This window comes from Comamonas serinivorans, assembly GCF_002158865.1.
Taxonomy (GTDB): Bacteria; Pseudomonadota; Gammaproteobacteria; order Burkholderiales; family Burkholderiaceae_C; genus Comamonas_E; species Comamonas_E serinivorans.
Genome location: NZ_CP021455.1, coordinates 3561430 through 3582264, shown reverse-complemented (window position 1 = coordinate 3582264; position 20835 = coordinate 3561430). Strand labels below are relative to the sequence as shown.

General features: G+C 68.9%; 17 protein-coding genes, 3 tRNA genes and 1 pseudogene. 12 read left to right on the top strand and 9 right to left on the bottom strand.

Annotated features, from left to right (window positions below):
• The first annotated feature begins 147 nt into the window (after positions 1–147).
• The 5 genes from CCO03_RS15280 to CCO03_RS15260 all read left to right on the top strand — a co-directional run bounded on the left by CCO03_RS15280 (position 148) and on the right by CCO03_RS15260 (position 4793).
• Positions 148–1275 (top strand): hypothetical protein, encoded by a 1128-nt coding sequence (locus CCO03_RS15280; RefSeq protein ID WP_157667724.1) that lies wholly within the window; start codon positions 148–150, stop codon positions 1273–1275.
• Positions 1276–1654: 379 nt separating this feature from the next.
• Positions 1655–2407, top strand: a complete 753-nt coding sequence (locus CCO03_RS15275; RefSeq protein WP_087282432.1) for a hypothetical protein — start codon at positions 1655–1657, stop codon at positions 2405–2407.
• A 428-nt stretch (positions 2408–2835) separates the two neighbouring features.
• On the top strand, positions 2836–3000 hold the full coding sequence (locus CCO03_RS19905) for a hypothetical protein (RefSeq protein WP_157667723.1): 165 nt from the start codon (positions 2836–2838) through the stop codon (positions 2998–3000).
• A gap of 51 nt (positions 3001–3051) precedes the next feature.
• Positions 3052–3912 (top strand): NAD(P)-dependent oxidoreductase, encoded by an 861-nt coding sequence (locus tag CCO03_RS15265; protein WP_087282429.1) that lies wholly within the window; start codon positions 3052–3054, stop codon positions 3910–3912.
• A gap of 23 nt (positions 3913–3935) precedes the next feature.
• A complete protein-coding gene (locus tag CCO03_RS15260) occupies positions 3936–4793 on the top strand; it encodes a GNAT family N-acetyltransferase (protein ID WP_205690318.1) in 858 nt (285 codons plus the stop codon).
• A 63-nt stretch (positions 4794–4856) separates the two neighbouring features.
• Here the strand turns inward: CCO03_RS15260 and CCO03_RS15255 are convergent, their stop codons facing one another.
• The 3 genes from CCO03_RS15255 to CCO03_RS15245 form a co-directional block, all read right to left on the bottom strand.
• Positions 4857–5948 carry a metallophosphoesterase gene (locus CCO03_RS15255; RefSeq protein WP_236903868.1) on the bottom strand — a complete coding sequence of 364 codons (1092 nt, stop codon included), beginning with the start codon at positions 5946–5948 and terminating at the stop codon, positions 4857–4859.
• Between the two features lie 566 nt (positions 5949–6514).
• Positions 6515–7609 (bottom strand): TFIIB-type zinc ribbon-containing protein, encoded by a 1095-nt coding sequence (locus CCO03_RS15250; protein ID WP_087284771.1) that lies wholly within the window; start codon positions 7607–7609, stop codon positions 6515–6517.
• Positions 7610–7771: 162 nt separating this feature from the next.
• Positions 7772–8884, bottom strand: a complete 1113-nt coding sequence (locus CCO03_RS15245; RefSeq protein WP_087282426.1) for an SPFH and helix-turn-helix domain-containing protein — start codon at positions 8882–8884, stop codon at positions 7772–7774.
• Positions 8885–9077: 193 nt separating this feature from the next.
• On the opposite strand from CCO03_RS15245, the gene CCO03_RS15240 reads away from it, so the two are divergent.
• The 3 genes and pseudogenes from CCO03_RS15240 to CCO03_RS15230 all read left to right on the top strand — a co-directional run bounded on the left by CCO03_RS15240 (position 9078) and on the right by CCO03_RS15230 (position 12084).
• Positions 9078–10310 (top strand): ammonium transporter, encoded by a 1233-nt coding sequence (locus CCO03_RS15240; RefSeq protein ID WP_087282424.1) that lies wholly within the window; start codon positions 9078–9080, stop codon positions 10308–10310.
• Between the two features lie 120 nt (positions 10311–10430).
• Positions 10431–10617: pseudogene (locus CCO03_RS20520) on the top strand (hypothetical protein); the annotation flags it as partial.
• 498 nt (positions 10618–11115) lie between these two features.
• Positions 11116–12084 carry a YihY/virulence factor BrkB family protein gene (locus CCO03_RS15230; protein ID WP_087282420.1) on the top strand — a complete coding sequence of 323 codons (969 nt, stop codon included), beginning with the start codon at positions 11116–11118 and terminating at the stop codon, positions 12082–12084.
• A gap of 402 nt (positions 12085–12486) precedes the next feature.
• On the opposite strand, the gene CCO03_RS15225 is transcribed toward CCO03_RS15230, so the two are convergent.
• The gene (locus CCO03_RS15225; protein WP_087282417.1) at positions 12487–12876 is read right to left on the bottom strand and encodes a glyoxalase superfamily protein; all 390 of its coding nucleotides are present in this window, start codon (positions 12874–12876) and stop codon (positions 12487–12489) included.
• Here CCO03_RS15225 and CCO03_RS19900 point away from each other — a divergent pair.
• Positions 12875–13066 carry a hypothetical protein gene (locus CCO03_RS19900; RefSeq protein ID WP_157667721.1) on the top strand — a complete coding sequence of 64 codons (192 nt, stop codon included), beginning with the start codon at positions 12875–12877 and terminating at the stop codon, positions 13064–13066. The two genes, CCO03_RS15225 and CCO03_RS19900, sit on opposite strands and share 2 nt — an antisense overlap.
• Before the next feature lie 7 nt (positions 13067–13073).
• On the top strand, positions 13074–13943 hold the full coding sequence (locus tag CCO03_RS15220; protein WP_087282414.1) for a YbgC/FadM family acyl-CoA thioesterase: 870 nt from the start codon (positions 13074–13076) through the stop codon (positions 13941–13943).
• Between the two features lie 86 nt (positions 13944–14029).
• Here the strand turns inward: CCO03_RS15220 and CCO03_RS15215 are convergent, their stop codons facing one another.
• The 4 genes from CCO03_RS15215 to CCO03_RS15200 all read right to left on the bottom strand — a co-directional run bounded on the left by CCO03_RS15215 (position 14030) and on the right by CCO03_RS15200 (position 15282).
• On the bottom strand, positions 14030–14623 hold the full coding sequence (locus tag CCO03_RS15215) for an alpha-ketoglutarate-dependent dioxygenase AlkB family protein (RefSeq protein ID WP_087282412.1): 594 nt from the start codon (positions 14621–14623) through the stop codon (positions 14030–14032).
• Between the two features lie 155 nt (positions 14624–14778).
• A tRNA-Leu gene (locus CCO03_RS15210) sits at positions 14779–14863 on the bottom strand.
• Between the two features lie 95 nt (positions 14864–14958).
• Positions 14959–15043: transfer RNA gene (locus CCO03_RS15205), tRNA-Leu, on the bottom strand.
• Between the two features lie 154 nt (positions 15044–15197).
• Positions 15198–15282 (bottom strand) — tRNA-Leu (locus CCO03_RS15200).
• Between the two features lie 47 nt (positions 15283–15329).
• Here CCO03_RS15200 and rnr point away from each other — a divergent pair.
• Both rnr and CCO03_RS15190 read left to right on the top strand, forming a co-directional pair.
• Positions 15330–17588, top strand: coding sequence for a ribonuclease R (gene rnr / locus CCO03_RS15195; protein WP_087282410.1), 2259 nt, complete (start codon positions 15330–15332; stop codon positions 17586–17588).
• Between the two features lie 111 nt (positions 17589–17699).
• Entirely contained in the window at positions 17700–18467 is a 768-nt protein-coding gene (locus CCO03_RS15190; protein WP_205690317.1) for an SDR family oxidoreductase, read from the top strand.
• 670 nt (positions 18468–19137) lie between these two features.
• Here the strand turns inward: CCO03_RS15190 and CCO03_RS15185 are convergent.
• Entirely contained in the window at positions 19138–20616 is a 1479-nt protein-coding gene (locus CCO03_RS15185; RefSeq protein WP_087284767.1) for a CoA transferase, read from the bottom strand.
• Positions 20617–20835: the final 219 nt, after the last annotated feature.

Sequence of the window (20835 nt, the reverse complement as noted above, 5' to 3'; positions counted from 1 at the left end):
GACGTCACCTGGAACATCAACCAAGCTTGATGAGGGTGCAGTAGACGCCTTGCCCAAGCGGGGCGCGCGAGCTGTGTTGGCACTGGCCTACAAAATGCTTAAATTGCAGCCCGCCCGATCGATGTGCATCAGGCATCTGGAGTTCGCATGTCCAACCCATTTCCACCGACCCGCTTGTTCCCTTCCCAACCCTTGACCCGCGTGACCCTGGGGGTGCTGATGACGTTGACCGGCATGGTCGCGCAGGCCCAGACTGCGGAATTCACCACCCCCGGTGTCCACAGCTACACCGTGCCGACGGGCGTACAGGCGCTGGACGTGACCTTGTCTGGCGGTGGGGGTGGCAGTGGCACGGGGGTGCGCATGGCCATTGGCATCCCGGGGTTCGATGGCACGTTTCCCGGCGGCAGCGGGGGCGACGCTGCGCAGGTGACGGCCCGTGTGGCCGTCACGCCCGGCGATGTCGTGAGCATCACCGTGGCCGCTGGTGGCGGCGCCGGCGAAGATGACCAGTCTGCGGCTACGCCCCTGGAGGGCGGCCTGGGCGGTATGGGCGCAGGCAGCGGCGGGCGCAGCGCCGATGGCACCATCGGCAACACCCCGCCCATCACGCCGGTCTACACCGCAGGCGGGGGTGGCGGTGCGTCGGCTGTGACCCTGGCGGGCCGCTTCTACCTGCGTGCGGGCGGTGGCGGCGGTGGCAGCAGCGCGGCCTATGGCCAGTCCATTCGAGACGTGGGCACGTCGGGCCTGGCTGCCCCCTTGAACCTGGACAACGTGGCGGACTGCAGCACGCCGGCGGATGGGGAGCCGGGCTTCCCGTCGACCGATGGCTCAATCGGGGGTGGCACCACCATCGCGACGGGGGCGGGCGGTGGCGGTGGCTACCTGAACCAGGCGGGTCAGGGCGGGGCATCGGGAGCCGGGTTGGTCTCGGATGGCAGCAATTGGTGGTGGTTGCACGCGACCAAGCCCACCAGCGCCACCGGTGGCGGTTCGTGCTACCACGCAGCATCTGCCGCCTACCCGATCACCAACGCCCAGATCACTGTGGGGGCACCGGGTGCGCTGGTCGATCCAGGCACCCTGGTGGAGTTTCCGCTGGCGGACAACGTGCTCGCCGCGAACGGTGCCGATGGCTGGGTGCGCATCACCCCGGTGGCTGCACCCGTTCAGCCCAGCGTGGCTCCCGTGCCCGCCGTGGGCCTGGGGGCGCTGGTCGCCTTGGCTTTGGGCATGGCCGGGGCGGTGGTGTGCCGCAGGACCAGGCGCTGAGGCTGCGCGACTCGCGTTGGCCAGCAGCCGGTGTGGCGGGTGGGTTGACCCGCCTGGTGCGCAGGCTGCCCGGCTCCTTGCAGCAGGGGTTCTTTCCTGGGGCGACGTCAGCGGGGTCGGCGCCACGCTGACTTGGTGCCCCCATGGCCTGGCGCTGCGCGGTCTGAGGCCGCGCCAAGGGCAGCCGGCAGTGTGTGCACCGGTCCGTCTGGTCTGCGAGGGCATGCTTGGCGGGTCAACCGTCAAGGCGGTGGAAGCAGCGCGGCCGCGCCCGCGATCGCGCAGACGCCCGACCTGCGCGAATCAGGCCCCGAACCGCCGGCCATGCCCGGCCGATGCGGTTTAATCGCCCTTCAACCCTCCAACGAGAAAGACCAGCATGGCGTTCTTCGGCATTGGCATCCATGTGGTGGTGGCCTTGTTCTTTGCGGTGCACGCGGTCAGAACCGGGCAGGCCATGTACTGGCTGTTCATCCTGTTTGCTTTTCCGGGCCTGGGCAGCGTGGCCTATTTCGTGGCGGTGTTCCTGCCCAGTTCCCGCTTGCAGCGCCACGCCGGCAAGGCCGTGAAATCGGCCGTCAAGGTGCTGGACCCGACGCGTGAGCTGCGCGAGGCGGCCGAGGCGCACCGCTATGCGCCCACGGCGCAGAACCAGATGCGCCTGGCGGCGGCCCAGCTCGAGGCCGGCCAGACCGACGAGGCCGTGCGCAGTTACGAAGCCTGCCTGAACGGCCCGTTCGCCAGCGACCTGGAGATGCGCTTCAACGCCGCGCGGGCCAACCTGGCGGCCGGCCACGCCGCACAGACGCTGTCGCACCTGGACTTCATGGCGGCGCAGAACGCCGATTTCCGGCCGCAGGAAACCCAGCTGCTGCGGGCCCGCGCGCTGGCCGCGGGCGGCGATCAGGCCGCCGCGCGGGCGCAGTTCGAGGCTGTGCGCTCGCGGTTCGGCGGCTTCGACGCCACGGCCGAATACGCCATCTGGGCGTTGACGCACGGTGAGACGGCGTTGGCACAGTCGTTGCAGGACGAGCTGGATCAGGTCATGGCGCGTTGGCACCGGGGCATGCGCGAGGTGCATGGCGACACCCTCAGGCGCCTGGCGCAGGCGAAGAAGCAGGCCCAGGGCTGAACGTGTGTCGTGCGAGGAATTCGATGAGTATGGCCGAATTCCCGTTGTATTCATAACAGGATTGGCAGGATACTGCGCGTTACATGCGATGAGTGGACCGACGCATGGACCAGCAGCATCATCAGATCGCCTTCGAGAAGAGCCTGTCGTCCGTCGAGGGCGAGCCCTGTCCCGGTGAGCCCGATCAGAGGGCGGCATGCCCAGCCTGGCGCGTCTCCATGCAAGCTGCGGGCCTGACACGCGACACACCGCTGGCCGAAGACGGTCTTGTTCCAAGAGCGCCGAGCCCGGCCCTGAACGCGGTGGCAAGCCCGCACCCAGCCACCTGAACGGCGCAGCGGCTGCGCGCCGCAAGCCGGCCCTGACCAACGTGCTCAAGCACAGCCAGGCCACGCGCGGCGATGGTGGCTGGCAGGGCGGTGGTCACCATGGCTTCGCGACTGACGAAGACATTCGCCTCGCCCGCATGGACGGTCGCCCAGGCGGCGACTCGGAAGATCATCGGCCACCGCGTGGACGTGGCGCTGGTGCGCGAGGAGAGCAACCTGATCCTGAGCGTGCGGCCGATGCCGCCCGAGGTCCAGTACCCTTGAGCGTTCCCCGCAACCCTGGAGCGCACCGTGAAGCACCCCACCCGAATCGGCATGATGGGCATCGGCCTGATGGGGCATGGCATTGCCCGCAACCTGTTGCGCCATGGCCATGCGCTGACCCTGCTGGCGCACCCGGGCAACCAGCCCGTCGAAGACCTGATCGCGGCGGGCGCGCGGTGTGCGCACACGCCGGCCGAGGTCGCGCGCGGGGCCGAGGTCGTGCTGCTGTGCGTGACCGGCTCGCCGCAGGTCGAGGCCGTGTTGCTGGGGGACCAAGGCGCCGTGGCCGCCTTGGCGCCGGGCGCTGTCGTCATCGACTGTTCGACCGCCATGCCCGAGAGCACGCGCCGCATGGCCGACGCCGTGGCCGCCGTCGGCGCGCACTTCATCGACGCCGCCATGACGCGCACGCCCCGCGAAGCGGCCGAGGGCCGGTTGAACCTGCTGGTGGGCGGCGACGCCGCGACCGTGGCGCGCTGCATGCCGCTGCTGCGCTGCTTTGCCGAAACCATCACCGCCACGGGCGCCGTGGGCTCGGGCCACGCCATGAAGCTGCTGCACAACTACGTGTCGCTGGGCAGCCTGGCCCTGCTGGCCGAAGCCGCCGCCTGCGCCGGCCAGGCCGGGGTGGACACGCGCGTGCTGCTGGACGTGCTGCAGCAGGGCGGCGCCGCCGGCGTGCCGCTGGACCGCATGCGGCCCTACCTGATCGATGGCGACACGGATGGCCTGCGCTTTGCCATCGCGAATGCCGCCAAGGACCTGGCGTACTACACCCGCATGGCCAGCGAGGGAGACGCCTGGCACCGCATCGCCGATGCCGTGTCGCAGACACTGGCGCAGGCCGTGGCCAGCGGCGCGGGGGCCCGCATGATGCCGGAGCTCAGCGACGTGTTGACACGGCTGAAGTGAGTATGAGGCCGTTGCCGTTCAGGATGAAACGGGAATGGCTGCATACTGTCGATGTCGATGTCGATGTCGATGTCGATGTCGATGTCGATGTCGATGTCGATGTCGATGTCGATGTCGATGTCGATGCCGATGCCGATGCCGATGCCGATGCCGATGCCGATGCCGATGCCGATACCGGAAGTTGGAAGTTGGAAGTTGGAAGTTGGAAATTGGAAGTTGACAGTGGAATGGACACCGTGATGACGTGGGACCACACCCTTCTGGTCTGCGCCCCGATGGAGGCGGCGCACATGGACCAAGTGATGCAGATTCAGGCCGCCTGCTACCACGCGATCGCGCCCGAATCGCTGGCGGCCATGGACGCCAAGCGCAGCGCCGGCGCCGGCCTGTCACGCGTGGCCTGGTGGGGCCAGCCGGCAGACCCCACGGGACCCGCGCGGCAGCTGGCCGACTCGTGCGGCACGCCTGCTGCCTTGGCCGCCTACCTGATCGCCTTGCCGATTCGCTGGCCCGAGCTGCCGGCGCTCAACGCCATCCCCGAATCTGAACGCGGTCCCGGTCCCGGTCCCGGTGCTGGCTCAGGCCCCGATTCCCCGCTGGGCACCGCGCCCCAGGCCGACACGCTCTACCTGCACGACCTGGCGCTGCAGCCGCAGGCGCGCGGCTCGGGGCTGGCCAGGCGCTTGGTGCGCGAGGTGCTGGCCGCCGGCCAGGCCAGGGGGCTGCGCACCGCCGCCTTGATCGCCATCCAGGGTTCGGTGCCGTTCTGGCAGGCGCAGGGCTTTGCCGGCGTGGCGCCCGACAGTGCCGAGCTGGCCCGCAAGCTGCGCAGCTATGGCGCCGAGGCGCAACTCATGCGCCGATCCTTGAGCGAGGTTTGAAGCGGAGCGCGCCCGGCGACCCCATGGCCGCCCGGGTGGCGCCGCCTCGGCCGCGGCGCGGGCTCAAGCGCCGAAGGCCGTGCTGGGCACGCGCTCGCCGTCGTCGAACACGAGTTCGCGTTCGGGCCAGCGCATGGCGGCCAGGCGAAACGCCCCGATGGGCGGCTGGCCGTTGCGGCGGCTGATCCAGCGGCCGCCCACCGAGTAGTCGACGCAGAACACGTTGTGGCGCAGGCCGTGCCAAGCGTGGGTGGGGATCTGCTCGAACATGTGCAGGTCGCCCTTGTGGGCCGGGCCCCGGCTGACGCCGGGGTCGCGTCGCCAGTAGTGGCCGACGATGACCGGCGTGGGCTGGTCGTAGCCGTCCCACCACGACACGCGCTCGACGAAGCGCCATTTGTTGCCGGCGAAGAAGGGGACGGAGCCCCGCCGTTCCACGCCCGTGATCAGCACCTTGATCGGGTTGTGCATGGCCTTGGACAGCTCCTTGTCGGCGTGCGCGGGCAGGAACGGGGGCGGGTGTGCGCCGTCTTCCAGGCTGTGCGGCCAGTCGCGGCTTTCCTGCAGCATGCGCGTGGCCAGGCTGCCCTGGCGCGCTTCGCGGTTGGTTTCTTCTTCGTACTGGTTCCAGTACTGGCCCACCTGGCCCAGCGGCAAGGCGCGCACGGCCTGGATCTGGGGCTCGGACCAGGCGGCGTGCACCACGCGCAGGTCGTCGCGCTCCAGGGCCACGGGCAGGCTGGCGAAGAAGTCGCGGATGGCCTGACGCTGGCCGGCGTCGGTGGCGCGGGCATAGGGCTCGTAGCGGTCGCGGTCCGAGGCGATGCGGGCATCGAAGAACCAGGCCGAGCCGTCCTTGGCGTCGTTCGCGAGCAGGTTGATCTCGTGGTTGCCGATGGTGACCCAGGCCCGGCCTGCGGCGACCCAGTCGGCCACGCGTTCGATGACGGCCGGACTGTCGGGGCCGCGGTCGCAGAGGTCGCCCACGAAGATGAGCTTGCGCCCTTGGGGGTGGCGGCCCTGGGCGTCGTAGCCCAGGTGCTGCATCAGCTGTTGGAAGGCGTCCCATTCGCCGTGGATGTCGCCCACCACATCAAGGGGGCCGTCGGGCAGGGGCTGGATCAGGGAGGCGGAAGCCGGCACGGTCATGGTCATGCGCGCATTGTGGCGCAGGCCTTGGCCGGCCGGTGGCGAGGAGTTGGCTGGTTGGTGAGTTTGGTCGTTCAAATGGGGGTATGAGGCAGTGGCCGATTCAAGATGATCGCAAATGCATTCATACTGCTCAAAGGGATAAGCATGCCTGCCTACGGAAGGTGAGCGACTGAGCGGGACCGGCGGGTTCGACGTGCACCGGGCTCGCTGGCGGGGGCGTTGGCTGTCACTTCGTGCTGGGACAGCGGTTGCGGCCGCAGGACCCAAGGCGCACACCGGGGCGCGCTGGTGTTCAGGTCCTGTCGATGGCGGCGTAGAGCGCTGCAGATCGACATTGCCAACGACGGCCGGATCCGCGAGCCGAATGTCCGCCCTGAGGGGCGGCAATCTCGGCATCCCGTTCAGCCGGACCATGAGATGCAGGGGATGTCAGCCTGCTTGGCCAGCCAGCTTCAAGGCGGCCCCGGATTCATCGGCCTTGTGAACCAGCGCGGACCTCGGCGTGCGGCTTACCAGGCGGACCGATGTAGCGGGCTTGCCATGCGCTCGCGCCCGCTCGGCGGATCGCTTCAGCGCTGCGCGCCGTAGACCGAGAACAGCACCATCGCCACGATGAGCGCCGCGATCACGGCCAGGGTGATCTTCACCCAGCTGTAGGGCCGGTCGCCGGCGATGGTGCCGGTGTAGCCGTTGACCACGACCTGGAACTGTCGGCTGCCGTAGGTGTAGCCCACCAGCCAGATGGGCACCAGGATGTGCTTGAAGGTGCGGCCCCGGAAGGTACTGTGCACCACCAGGTTGCGGTGGGTGTCGCCTGGCACGTCCTGGGCGCACAGGGCGCGCGTGGCATCTTCCATCTCTTGCTGGCCGAGCCGGGCGGCCTGGGCCAGGTCGACCTGGTAGCGCTCCACGGTCCAGCCGCGCACGAACTCGGGGCTGTAGGGCTGGAGGTCGGAGGTGGTGGGAAACGGCTCGACGGCGCGCAGCAGCTTGAGCGCCACGCCCTGGGTGCCGGGCACCAGGGTGTCGTCGAAAAAGTGCGCGAGCTGGCCCGCGGCCGGCGTCCAGCGCACGTGCTGCACCTGGCGCGTCTGGGTGTTGCCGTTGCTGTCGCGGTAGGTTTCGGTGGTGTAGTAGTAGTGGCCGGCGTCGGCGGTCCAGCTGGCCTGCACGTGGGCGTCGAAGGTCCAGTAGGGCAGGTAGACGCCGTGCAGCGTGTCGGTCAGCGCCAGGCGCTTGAGGGCGTTGGGGGCGAACCAGCGCGAGCCGTACCAGCGCCGCACGGTGTCGCGCACCTGGCCGTCGCTGAGCTTGAACGGCAGGATGGACTGTGGCGTGATGGCGTCGTTGCGCTCCTCGTGCGCGACGATGGCGGGCGAGCCGCAGAAGTCGCAGCGCTGTGCCACGCGGCCGTCGACGAACACGGAGATGGCCTTGCAGCTCTGGCACTGCACCTCGCGCCGCGCATCGCCCCAGCCGCGTCCCTGGGGCGGGTTGCGCAGGGCGGTTTCCAGGTCCTGCTCGACCACGGACGCGTCCAGCGCCTGCCGCTGCTCGTCGCTCCAGGGCACCACGGTGCCGCAATAGGGGCAGCGCAGGCTTTGCGCCTTGGCGTTCCATTGCAGGTCGGCGCCGCATTCGGGGCAGGGGTGCTTGCCCACCACCTTGGGGGTGACGGGTTCGAAGCGGGCAGGGCTGGTGTTCACGGCAGGCGGTACGCGGCGAGCGAAGCGGTTCGATGGTCAGGGAGTATGAGGTTCTTCCCGTTGACCAATCAACGAGAAGGGTTGCATACTGCCAAGGAAGAAAGGGTGCGGGGCGGGCCGTCAGCCGCCGCGCAGGTACTCGTCCAGTGCCGCCTGCGAGATGCGCCAGGCCGTGCCGATCTTGCGCGCCTTGAGTTCGCCGGCCTCGATGGCGGCGATCACGTCCTGCGGTGCGACGGACAGCACCTCGGCCGCCTGTTCGGGCGTCAGCACCTGCAGACCCCCGGCGCTGCCGGCGACGGCACCGGCCCGCGCCGCCTGCGCGGCCGCCGGCGAGAACGGGTCACCCGCCGCAGCGGCCCCCGGGCCGCCTGCGCCTTGCTGCATGCTTTTCATCATCTCCTGCGCCATGCCGAAGCCCATGGCCATGGTGGCGGGCAGGGTGGCGGTGGCGCTGGCATCGCCACCGGCCGTCATGGCCTGGCCCATCTGGTACTTGACGTAGTCGTTGAGGTTGCCGATGGCGCCCATGGAGGCGCGCTTGTCGATGGCCTGCTCGACCTCGGGCGGCACCGACACGTTCTCGAGGATGAAGCTGGTGATCTCCAGGCCGTACTTCTCGCGCACGCTGGGGTTGATGATCTGCAGCAGGGCGTCGCCCATCTCGCTGTAGCGCGTGGCCACGTCGAGCACGGGCACGTGGGCCTTGGCCAGCGCCTCGGTGAAGACGCTGACGATGCGCGAGCGCATGGTGTCGTTGAACTCGTCAAGGCGGAAGTTCTGGTCGGTGCCGGCCACTTCCTTCAGGAACAGCGGCGCATCGACGATGCGGAAGTCGTAGGTGCCGAAGGCGCGGATGCGCACCACGCCGAAGTCTTGGTCGCGCATCATCACGGGGTTGGAGGTGCCCCATTTGTTGCCCGTGAACAGGCGCGTGTTCAGGTAGTAGACGTCGCACTTGAACGGCGACTGGAAGCCGTATTTCCAGCCCAGGATGGTGGACAGGATGGGGATGTTCTCGGTCGACAGCGTGTGCTTGCCGGGGTTGAACAGGTCGGCGTACTGGCCGGCCGCGACGAACTGCACCTGCTGCGATTCGCGCACGATGAGCTGGGCACCGTTCTTGATTTCCTTGTCGTCGTCGGGCCAGCGGTACGACAGCGTGTCGCGCGAGTCATCGGTCCATTCGATGACCTCGATCAATTGCTTTTTGATGATGTTCAGAAAGTCCATGCTGGCTCCAGAAAAAGCGACGGGATCCGGGCGCGGCTCGCCGCGCGCCGGGTGTCGGCGTGGCACCGCTTGCCCAAAGCCGGCCATTTTAGGGTGGGGTGCCCGCACATCGGCGGGCCTGCGCCCGCTGCCGCAGTTGGCACGGAACCTGCATCAAAAAGTAATCATTTGAGGATAAGCACAAGGATGCGGCATGGATGGGGTGCTTTTTTCGGCCATCGACAAGGCCGACACGGCCTGGATGTTGGTGGCCACGGCGTTGGTGTTGCTGATGACGCTGCCGGGCCTGGCCCTGTTCTACGCGGGGCTGGTGCGGCGCAAGAACGTCGTCAACACGCTGTGCTCGGTGCTGGCCATTGCCTGCGTGGTCACCCTGACCTGGTTTGCGCTGGGCTATTCGCTCGCGTTTGGCGGCGGCTCGTCGTGGCTGGGCGGTCTGGGCCGCGCGGGTTTCGCCGCGTTTGACTACGACCTGGTGCGCGAGCACTTGACCGTGAGTCCGCTGGCGCCGCACCTGCCCGAGGCGCTGTTCGCCATGTTTCAGCTCAGCTTCGCCATCTTGACCACGGCCCTGGTGGTGGGGGCGGTGGTGGAGCGCATGCGCTTTGGGGTGCTGCTGGTGTTCGCGGCGCTCTGGAGCGTGCTGGTCTACGCGCCGGTCGCGCACTGGGTTTGGGCGCCCACGGGCTGGCTGCACAAGATGGGGGCACTCGATTTCGCGGGCGGCGCCGTGGTGCACGTCAACGCGGGTGTGGCGGCGCTGGTGGTGGCGGCCCTGCTGGGGCCGCGGCGCGGGTTTGGCCAGGAGCCGTTCGAGCCCCACAGCCTGGGCTGGACGGCCATGGGCGGCGCGCTGCTGGTGATCGGCTGGTTCGGCTTCAACGCGGGGTCGGCGCTGACGGCGGACGGACGCGCTGCGCTGGCCCTGCTGGTGACCCTGGTGGCGGCCGCTGCGGGCGGGCTGGCCTGGCTGCTGGTGGAATGGCTGGTGCGTGGTGCGCCGACCTTGCTGGGCCTGGTGTCGGGCATGGTGGGCGGCCTGGTGGCCGTCACGCCGGCGGCGGGCTTTGTGCAGGTCAGCGGTGGCCTGTGGATTGGCCTGGTGGCGGGCGTGGTGTGCTTTTGGGGCGCGACCTGGCTCAAGCGCCTGCTCGGTGTGGACGATTCGCTGGACGTGTTCGGCGTGCATGGCGTGGGCGGCCTGGTGGGTTCGCTGCTGACGGCGTGCTTTGCGGTGCCGGCCATCTCGGGCCAGGCGGCCAGCTTGCTGAACCAGGCCATCGCCGTGCTGGCGGTGGCGGGCTACAGCGCGGTGGCGACGGCGCTCATCATGCTGGGCATCCGGCTGGTGACGCGCTGGCGGGTGGCGCCTGAGGTGGAGGCGCATGGTCTGGACCTGGGGGTGCACCTGGAACGGCAGCACTGAGGCCCACCCGGTGCCCCAGCGCGTCTGCCCCGCGCTGCCGCTGCCCGCAAGGCGGCGGCGCGACCCGCAGGCGGCCTGTGGATGGAACGGATCCGGTGCCTGGATCCGGCAGGAGATGACATGAATGACAGCGAACGTTTGGCCATGGCCGCTCACCTGCATGTGGCCCTGCGGCGCAAAGTCGGGCGCGTGACCGACACCGAGTGGATGGCCGGCAACCGGGAGTATGGGCTGGCCATGGTCGACCTGGCGCTGGCGCATGCCCACGAGCACATGGACCAGGAGCTGGGCAGCCTGGCCTTGCGCTTCGGCGCGGCCATGACCAGCTTACGGCCCGCGCGCCGACCGGGCCAGCGCGCCGAGGCCGGTGCGTGGTCCGACAGCCTGGCGCCGCAGGCACGCGACACGCGGCCGGCCGAGACGCGGATTCCCGAGGCGCGGCCCGCAGACACGCGGCCGGCAGACACGCGACCGGCAGACACCCGGCCACCCGAGACGCGGCCATTTCGCGACAGCCGCGGCCCGGCGTCAGAATGGCCGACAGGGCCCCAGACCGTGCTGCCCAGCGGCTGGGCGGACAGCACGGCCACACCGGCGCCGCCCGACGCGCCCATGCCCTTGCGGCGTGGCCGCTACGTCGGCGGCTTGCGCTGAGCACGGGTGGTCCGCCGAACAGGCGGCAGGATCACGAGGTGGGCGATGCCGCTCCCGTCAGGCTGCAGGGGGCAGGGCGACAAACCTGTCCTACACAGGCTGTGACGGGTGCCGACGGGCCGGGCGGGCAAGCGGGCGTTAGAGTCGACCCATGCAGACTTCGGATTCCACATCGGCGCTGGCAGCGCCGGAACGTCCGCGCGGCGCGGCTGAGGCCGTTCCCTCCACGGTGGCGCGTTTGAGTGAGACGGCGGCGGGCGGCGTGAGCCGCGTGCGCCGGCATTGGCTGGTGCAGGCGGTGCAGGGCTGGCTGGGTGCCGACGGCCTGCGCATGGCGGCCGCGATGTCGTTCTACGCCATGCTGAGTGCGGCGCCGCTCATGGTGGTGGTGGTGGCCGGCCTGGGCTGGTGGCTGGACAAGGCCATGGTGCAAGACCAGCTCATCGCCCACGTGACCGACATCATGGGGCCGCGTGCCGCCGAGCTGCTGCTGCAGGCCACGCGCAGCGCGACCACGCCGTCCGAGGGCATCGTCGCCTCGGTCATCGCCTTCGTGGTGCTGCTGTCGGGCGCCAGCGGCGTGTTCGTGGCCCTGCAGGATGGGCTGAAGACCATCTGGGGCGCTCGTGCCGAAGCCAAACCCTGGTGGCACATCGCCGTGGTGCGGGCCCGTGGGGTGGGCTACCTCATGGTGCTGGGCCTGCTGCTGGTCGTGTCGCTGGTGGTGTCGGCCGTGCTGTCCATCATGGCCAACTGGTTGAACCAGTACCTGCCCCTGGCCAGCCTGTGGCGCTGGGTGAACGAGGGGGTGTCGTTTGCGCTGGTGGTGGCCCTGTTCTTTGGCCTGATGCGCATTTGCGACGGCAGCAAGCCCTCGACGCGCTTTTTGTGGGCCGGGGCGGCCTTCGCGGCGCTGCTGTTCACCGTCGGCAAAAGCCTGATGGCGGCCTACCTCTCGGGCGCCGCCATGGTGTCGGCCTATGGCGCGGCGGGCTCGCTCGTCGTGCTGCTGATGTGGATGTACTTCTCGTTCGCCATCCTGCTGCTGGGCGCCAGCGTGGCCAAGGCGCTGGCCATCGCGAAGGCGCCCGCCGAGTCCGGCGACGTCCTGAGTGCCTGAGTGCCGGGCTCGACGGTGCCCGTGACGGTTGCGGCCGGCGCCTTGTTGGACCGCGATTCGGGCCCGGGCTTGGCGCCGTGGTGGCTGGGTGCCGTGGGGTTCACCTGATGTGCCTGGGCGCCATGGCGCCACGCGCAGCACGGCCGTGCAGGTGTCATCAAAATCTCATGCAGTATGGAGCCATGATCGATTCAACATAAACGGCGATGGGCTGATACTGCTGAAAATTGAACCAACTCGTCGCTTTTCCCCAGCGTGGGACCTGGGCAGAAGGCAAAGCCCGGTCGTGGCTGAAGTCCGGCCGCGCAGGCGGGCAGCGGTGGCAAGGTCATGACCGCGTCGATCTGTCGGCTGACCGCCGCTGCCGCCATCGGAATCCGTGGTCCGGCCCCAGGCCAGCCGTCATGCGCCCTCGGGCAGGTCCTCGGCAAACACCAGGCGATTGCCGAACGGATCGGCCAGCCGCACCTCGCGCATGCCCCAGGGCGTGGTCTCCAGCCCAGGGCGGGCGTAGCGGTACTGCTGGTCCAGCAGCTGCTGCTGGAAGGTGGCCAGGTCGGCCCAGGCGATGCGCACGGCGGCTCCGGGACAGGCGTCGCCGTGGTGTTCGGACAGGTGCAGCACACAGCGGAGCTCGGGGTGCGTCGGGTGCTGCAGGCTGAGCTGCTGGTACAGCGGCGCGTTCGCGTCAAAGCGGTGCGTCCAGTCTTGCGCAAAGCCCAGGAAGCCGAGGTAGAACTCCTCGACCTTGGCCTGGTCGAAACTGCGGAACACGGGGATGGTGAGCGTCATGGTGGCGGATGTCCTCAAGCGCGTTGGCCTGCGGGGCGAACGCCGGCAGGTCAAAAAATGGCAGTATCTGGCCACCCTCGTTCATTTAAAAACGGCAAAGGCTGGATACTGCCAGTGTGCAAAGGGTGTCATGCGCCAGCTTGCCGGATGCGCGGCAGGCCTGACAATCGCCCCTGTCTCAACCCTGTGAGTGTCCCATGACCGCCTTGCCCCAGCCCGCCGATTTTCGCCTTCACCACCGCATGCGCGTGCGCTGGTCCGAACTCGACATGCAGGGCGTGGTGTTCAACGGCCATTACCTGAACTTCTTCGACGTGGCCGTGGGCGAGTGGTGGCGCGACATGGCCTTGCCCTACGCCTCGGGCATGGCCCGCATGGGCGGCGAATTCTTCGTGCGCAAGGCCACGGTGGATTACCTCGCATCGGCCCAGATGGATGACCTGCTCGACATCTGCGTGCGCACCGGCCGCCTGGGCAACAGCTCCATGGTGATCGACGGGGCGCTGTTTGTGGCGGGCCGCTTGATCGCCACGGCCGAGCTGCTGTATGTGTTCGCCGATGTGCGGACCAAGGTGCCTGCCCGCATTCCCGATGCCTTCCGCGCCATGCTCGAGCGTCACGCACAGGGCGGCGCCATGACCGAAGTCACCACGGGCAGCTGGGCCGAGCTGGAGGCGGATGCCGCGCCGCTGCGCCGCACCGTGTTCGTCGACGAGCAGGGCGTGCCCGAGCACGAGGAGTGGGACGCCGCCGATGCCCACTGCCTGCACGCCGTGGCCCGCAACGGCCTGGGCCAGGCCGTGGCCACGGGGCGTCTGTTGCCGGCGGAACACGGCGTGGCCAAGCTGGGCCGCATGGCGGTGCTCAAGCCCTTGCGGGGCCTGGGCTTGGGCGAGCAGGTGTTGCAGGCGCTGGAGGCGGCGGCGCGTGCACGCGGCGACACCGCGGTGCTGCTGTCGGCGCAGGTCGGTGCGCAGGGCTTTTATGCGCGGGCGGGCTACCAGCCCGAAGGCGAACCCTACGACGAGGTGGGCATCCCGCACGTCCACATGCGCAAGCGGCTGTGATGGGTGTGCGCCTTTGATTCTGACGGAGTACACCTCGGCATCCGTTTAAGAAGAATCGATGGTGTCTGGATACTGCTCAAATTTGGTCAACTGGACAGGATCTGCCGAAACGTCAGGTTCACGCGTGGGCTGTGCACACGGGCCATCTTGGGCAACTGGTGCTTCCAGCGCGCCTGCGACTGGCCGCACATCACGATGAGGCTGCCATGGCGCAGCAGCACCTCCACCTCCAGGTCCCGCTCGCGGTGGCGCAGCACAAAGCGCCGCGCCGCGCCCAGGCTGACGGAGGCGATCGTGGGCGTGGGGCCCAGCTCGGGCTCGGCGTCGCTGTGCCAGCTCACACCCTGCTGGCCCGTGGGGTAGAGGTTGGCCAGGCAGCTGTTGAAGCGCTCGCCGGTCAGGGCCTCGATGTGGGACTTGACCGGCAACACGGCGGGCGGCCAGGGCTGCGCGACCTTGCGGTCGCCGGAATAGCGGTAGGTGTAAGCCTCGTCGCCCATCCAGCAGACCTGCCGTGCCGTGGTGATGGTTTTGCCGTACAGCACCACCTGATCGTGCTGCCACGGGATGGCGGTGAGCAGGCTGCGCAGCAGGGCGTCGGCGGCGTCGGCCGGCCACACCACGCCGTGGTCCAGCAGGCTGCCGTCCACCGGCAGGCGATCGGGGATCGAGGGTGTCATGCCGACATTGTCGAGCCCTTGTGGCGTATTGGTCAGGCCGGGAATCCCGCCCGGCCGCCAGCGTCCTGTGGTTGGGTGCAACCGGTGTTCCCCCAGGCAACAAAAAAGGCCTGACCGTCACCGATCAAGCCTTGCTTGCTGTACCAACCTGCTGTTGGTGCCCAGGAGAGGACTCGAACCTCCACGGAGTTACCCGCTAGTACCTGAAACTAGTGCGTCTACCAATTCCGCCACCTGGGCATTTCAGGATTTGTGGACTGGAAACTCCACCCCACATCAAATTGTCAAATCACCGATCAATCCACCGCAATGCCACAACACGTTGCGCAGCATGGTGGTGCCCAGGAGAGGACTCGAACCTCCACGGAGTTACCCGCTAGTACCTGAAACTAGTGCGTCTACCAATTCCGCCACCTGGGCATTTCAGGATTTGTGGGGTTTGCGGCCAAGGCCAAAACCCACGTCAAATTGTTCATGCATGATGTGGCTCCATGACCTGCATCCCACATGCTTCCCCAACCACCCAAAGTCACCTTCGACAAACGGTGCAACCTGCGGTTGCGTGGTCTGATGATGGTGCCCAGGAGAGGACTCGAACCTCCACGGAGTTACCCGCTAGTACCTGAAACTAGTGCGTCTACCAATTCCGCCACCTGGGCATCAGGGAAGCTGTTATTCTAGCCCGAAAAATCACAGAAAGACAAATTTGTCAGAAGAAATTGATGGCGTGGTGCAAGGTCACCGCGACGGACACGGGTTCGTGCAACGCAACGACGGCCAACCCGACATCTATCTCCCCCCCAATGAAATGCGTGCGGTGCTGCACCGCGACGTGGTCAAGGTCAGCCTGGGCCGGGTTGACCGGCGCGGCCGCCCCGAAGGCCACGTGCTCGAGATCGTGGCCCGGCCCGTCAACCGCATCATTGGTCGGTTGCTCAAGGAAAGCGGCATCTGGCTCGTGGCCCCCGAAGACAAGCGCTACGCGCAGGACGTGATCATCCAGCCCGGCGGCACGGCCCATGCCGAGACCGGCCAGGTGGTCGTGGTCGAGCTGACCGAGCCGCCGGCGCTGTTCGGCCAGCCCGTGGGGCATGTGATCGAGGTGCTGGGCGACATCGACGACCCCGGCATGGAGATCGACATCGCCGTGCGCAAGTTCAGCATCCCGCACGAGTTCTCGGCACCTTGCCTGGCCGAGACGCAGGACCTGCCCGACACCGTGCGCACGGCCGACAAGCGGGGCCGCATCGACCTGACGGACGTGCCGCTGGTCACCATCGACGGCGTGGACGCGCGCGACTTCGACGACGCCGTGTACTGCGAGCCGGCCAAGGTTGGGCGCGGCAAGGGCTGGCGGTTGCTCGTGGCGATTGCCGACGTCAGCCACTATGTGAAGTCTGGTGGCGACATTGACACCGATGCCTTCGACCGCGCCACCAGCGTGTACTTTCCGCGCCGCGTGGTGCCCATGCTGCCCGAGAAGCTCTCGAACGGCCTGTGCTCGCTGAACCCCGACGTGGATCGCCTGTGCATGGTGTGCGACATGCTGATCACGGCCAAGGGCGACATCCACGCCTACCAGTTCTACCCGGCCGTCATGCACAGCCATGCGCGCTTCACGTATGACGAGGTGTGGGCCATCTTGCAGAACACGCGCGGCCCCGAGGCGACCAAGCGGGCCGCCCGCGTGGACAACCTGCTGCACCTGCACGACCTGTACAAGGCGCTGTCGGGGTCGCGGCGCGTGCGGGGGGCGATGGAGTTCGAGACCATCGAAACCCAGATCATCAGCAACGAGAACGGCCGCATCGAACGCATCGAGCCGCGCACGCGCAACGACGCGCACAAGCTGATCGAAGAGGCCATGCTGGCGGCCAACGTCTGCGCGGCTGACTTCATCGAGGCCAACCACCAGATGGCGCTGTACCGCGTGCACGAGGGCCCCACGCCGGAGAAGGCCGAGATCCTGCGCGACTACCTCAAGGCCCTGGGCATTCCGAACCGGCTGGGCGACCGCCCCTCGCCCAAGGACCTGGCATTGATCGCCGAGCAGGTGGCCGATCGGCCCGACGCGCCGCAGATTCAGACCATGCTGCTGCGCTCCATGCAGCAGGCCATCTACACGCCCGACAACGCCGGCCACTTCGGCCTGGCCTACGAGGCCTACACGCACTTCACCAGCCCCATCCGCCGTTACCCCGACCTGCTGGTGCACCGCGTCATCAAGGCCATCCTGCAGGACCGGGTGTACGAGCTGCCCACGCTGCCCACGTTTGGCGAGGCGCATGAGAACCTGCAGCGCCGGCTCAACAAATCGGCCAAGGCCAAGGATGCGCCGCCGCCGCGCCACCGCAGCAAGGCCGACACCAAGCGTTACGACGCCTGGGTGGGGGCGGGCCTGCACTGCAGCGCCAACGAGCGCCGCGCCGACGAGGCCAGCCGCGACGTGGAGAACTGGCTCAAGTGCCGCTACATGAAGGAGCACCTGGGCGAGCAGTACACCGGCACCGTCAGCGCCGTCACCAGCTTTGGCGTGTTCGTCATGCTGGACCAGATGTATGTGGAAGGCCTGGTCCACGTGACCGAGCTGGGCGGCGACTACTACCGCTTCGACGAGGTGCGGCAGGAGTTGCGCGGCGAACGCACGGGCGTGCGGTTCCACATCGGCAAGAAGCTGGAGGTACAGGTCAGCCGCGTGGATTTGGATGGTCGCCGCATCGACTTCCGCATGGCGGGTGCCGACGAGCATGCACCCGCCGACGGCCCGCGCCGCGGCGAAGCCGGTGCGCGCGGTGCCAACAAGGCCAAGGTGCACCGGCAGGCCGGCAAGGCCGAGGCCGCCGCACCCGCACCCGCGCGCAAGGACGGGCGCCAGGCCAGCAAAACGCCGGCCCGTGGCGCGCGCAACGACCGCGGCCGCGGGCCCGAAGCCAGCGGCAAGCGCAAAACCGGCAAACGCAAATGATGTGAGGTATGCCGGCACTGTCGTTGTCAAAAAAACGGCGGTGCCGGCATACTGCTTGATGGAGGGGTGCATGTGCGCACCCCTGGCGTGTCCTTGTCAGGAGTGAATATCGTGAGCACCGACGCCCCGTCGTCTTCCCCCCGTGTGGCCTTGGTGACCGGCGCGGGTGCCGGCATCGGCCGCGCCAGCGCCGTGGCCTTGAGCCAGGCTGGCTGGCAGGTCTACCTGCTGGGCCGGCGCGAGGCCCCGCTGGCCGAGACGCAGGCGCTGTGCGTGCCGGGCAGCGCGCGCGTGGTGGTGGCCGATGTGAGCCAGCCCGATCAGGTGCAGACGGCGTTTGCGCGCATCCGGGCCGAAGCCGGCCGCCTCGATCTGCTGTTCAACAACGCCGGCCGGGGCGCACCCGGCGTGCCGCTGGAGGAGCTGGACCTGGCCGTGTGGCGTCAGGTGGTGGACGTGAACTTGAACGGCATGTTCTATTGCCTGCAGGCCGCGTTCCAGCTCATGAAGGCGCAGTCGCCCCAGGGCGGCCGCATCATCAACAACGGCTCCATCTCGGCCACGGCACCGCGGCCCAACTCCATCGCCTACACGGCGACCAAGCACGCCGTGTCGGGGCTGACCAAGGCCGCCAGCCTCGATGGCCGCAAGCATGGCATCGCGGTCGGCCAGATCGACGTGGGCAACGCCGCCACCGAGATGACCGAGCGCATGGCCGCCGGCATCCTGCAGGCCAATGGCCAGCTCATGGAAGAGCCGCGCATGTCGGTGGACGACGTGGCGCGGTCGGTGGTGTACATGGCCAGCCTGCCCTTGTCGGCCAATGTGCTGTTCCACACCATCATGGCCACGAACATGCCCTTCGTGGGCCGGGGCTGAGCGCAGGCGCCAGGGCTGCGGTGTCGGCCGCTGAGCCACCGGCACGATGCGTGCATGCTGGGCATCGGGCATCGGGCATCGGGCATCGGGCATCGGGCATCGGGCATCGGGCATCGGGCGATGCGTTCCCAACCGCGCGTCGACTGGCGTGGCCGGGGCCCACGCAGACCTGGGCCTGCGCAGGCCGTGTCGGGTGCGCTGCCCTGGCTTCAGCTGCTCACCTCGCGAGAGACGGTGTACCAGAAGCAGATCTTTTCACAATGCAGTATGGGCTGATTGCCGTTTCACGTTGAACGGTAATCAGCCCATACTGCGTGGGGATGGCTGTGAGCCTGCAATGGGGTTCAAGCCGCTTCATGCCGAGGCTGCGGACCCGCAGGCGCGACCCGCGTTGGCCAGCAGCCGGTGTGGAGGATGGGTTGATGTCTGGCTGGTGCGCAGGGTGCGCGGCGCCTTGCAGCAGGGGTTCATTCCGCCATGTTCGATTGCATGGCGGGAGCCTTTCTTCAGGACCGCAAGGTGCGCCTTGCAACGTGGGGGTTCACAGCACCGCCGCGTGGACCGGTTGGCCAACCGGGCGCAGGCACGGCCGCGTGATGGACGCCAGCCAGCGTGGCTGCAGAACGCGTTGTTGCTGGATGTGCGGGATGGAAGTGGGAGCAACGGGGCGTCAAGACCACCACGCCGCCGGCGCGCTGCCGGGCGGTGCCGCGGGGTGGGGCCAGTGCACGGGCCGGTTGAGCAACTGCCCGCTGTGGCGCACGGCGCACAGTGGGCCGAAGCCGCTGTCCAGCGTCTCGAGGAAGGGCGCGACGGCGTCGGGCACGCCGGCGGCTGCGGGCTGGGTCGCGGTGCTGGGCGGCTGGCGCTGACCCAGGGACCACAGCCATTCGGCCACGCGCGCCAGGTTGACCGCCACGTGCCAGCTGCCGCCTTGGGTCTGCTGCCGCCACAGCGCGGCCTGGATGCCGAAGGCCAGCAGAAAACCTGCGCAGTAATCCAGGATCTGCACCGGCAAGGCCTGGGGCTCGAGGGTGCCCAGGGCCTGGGCTTCGGCCAGGTTCAGGCCGCACACGGTTTGCACCAGCGAGTCAAAGCCGCGCCGGTCGGCCCAGGGCCCTTGGCGGCCATAGGCGGACAGGCTGGCGTAGACCAGGCCGGGCCGCGCACGCGCCAGGGCCTCGGGGCCGAAGCCCAGCGCCGCCAGGCCGCCGGGGTGGTAGCCCTGCAGGAAGACCTGGGCGTCGCCCACCAGCTGGTGCAGGCGCTCGCGGTCGGCAGTGGCCCGCAGGTCCAGCCACGCGGATCGCTTGCCGCGGCTGACATCGGCGATGGCCTCGATGTTGGGCAGGTGGGGGCTGTTGACCATGAGCACGCTGGCGCCGTGGGCGGCCAGCGTGCGCGCCGCCACCGGGCCGGCCAGGATGCGCGTCAGGTCCAGCACGCGCAGGCCCTGCAGTGGCGGCGCGGCGTCGGCCAGGGGGCGCCAGCGCAGCGGGGCCGCGGGTTGCCCGTCGTCCAGCGGGGTCAGGGCGACCAGCGGCTGCGCAGCCACGGCCGCCTGCTGGGGGTGGGCCAGCCACGCGGCGCGCGTGCGGGCCGCGGCCACCACCAGGCCGCGCTCGGCCGCCTGCGCCTCGAACGCCTGAGCGGACACGTGGCGCAGCGCCGCCTGCACCTGCTCGCGGGTGGTGGCGTCGCCGGTGGGCAGGCCCAGCAGGTGCAAGGCGCCATCGCGGTGGTGCGCGAAGTTGGCGTGGATGCGCACCCAGCCGGGTTCACCGATGGCCTCGCCGCACGGGTACAGGCCCGACGTCGGCGCCCACTGGGCCGGGCGCTGGCTTGCCAGCGTGAAGTAGCCGGTGGTCTCCGCCAGGGCATGGGCCATGTCGACGTGGGCCACCAGCGGCTGCACCTGGGGCTGGCGCCATTGACCGAGGCTGCTGCTCATCAAGGTGCTGGCGGCCACCGCGGCCTGGGCGGCCTCGCCCAGGGCGAAGCTGGAGGAGAAGCCGGGGTTGGCGCCCGTCAGCCGCACCCGGGTCAGGTCGGCGGATGGCAGGTCCAGGTCCTGCCACAGGGCGTGCAGCACGGCGGTGGCCGAGGGCGGGGGGAGCGGCGTGGTGAGCGAGGGCGGGGTGGAGGACATGGTGACGATGTCGGTGGGCAAGTAGCGGGGCGATGGAGTTGACGGTGCAGGGCGGACGTTTTCAGAGCGCTGCAGTTCGCGCTGTCGGCCGACCCCTTCGGTCTGGATGCCATTGCAGCGCGCGGCCCGGTTCGCGGTCAAGCTTGATGGGCTGCATCAACACATGAAGGCGAGACCGGGTCGCGTGGGCCCGTACACGATCCAGGCTGCGTCAGGGCG